This window comes from Flavobacterium sp. H122, from assembly GCF_004959765.1.
Classification (GTDB): domain Bacteria; phylum Bacteroidota; class Bacteroidia; order Flavobacteriales; family Flavobacteriaceae; genus Flavobacterium.
The window spans coordinates 1-512 of the sequence record NZ_SJZD01000038.1; the positions used below are offsets into that span (position 1 = coordinate 1).

Sequence of the window (512 nt, forward strand, 5' to 3'; positions counted from 1 at the left end):
TTTGGTAATTCAATTGATCCTACAGCAGTAGTAGTAAGCAGTAATGATCTAGACTGTGTTGTCACATCATCAACACTTACCGCTACCCTTTCTCATCCAAATCCAGGAATTGATGTTAAATTTTACGGTCCGGATCCTACTCCTAATGATGCAACTGACGATAACGGTCCACTAATTCCAGCGGACCAGGCAGGACAGGATCTTACAAGAGTGGTTACAGTTGGCGGTGTTTACACCGTTATTACTTCATCTGCCGCATTTCCTGGCTGTACAGGCAATGCCAGAGTAACTGTTAATCAAACACCTCCTAACGACTTAACTGTAACATGTCCACAATCAGTTGACAGTCCGGCTTGTTCATTTGCTGATCAAAATGCAGTAAACGAAGCCTTCAATACTTGGAAAGCGCAGTTTTCGGTTGTAGGTGGTGATGGATTAACGCAAACACCTACTCCTGCTGAAATAGCAGCACTTCAAGCACCTTCAGTTTGTGGAGGAGAAGTATCAGTAAC

General features: G+C 43.6%; 1 protein-coding gene. It reads left to right on the forward strand.

Translation table 11 applies throughout. From position 1 onward, the window contains the following. Window positions 1-512 (forward strand): hypothetical protein (locus EZM65_RS15600; protein WP_169051731.1); only part of this gene is annotated, 512 nt, incomplete at both ends.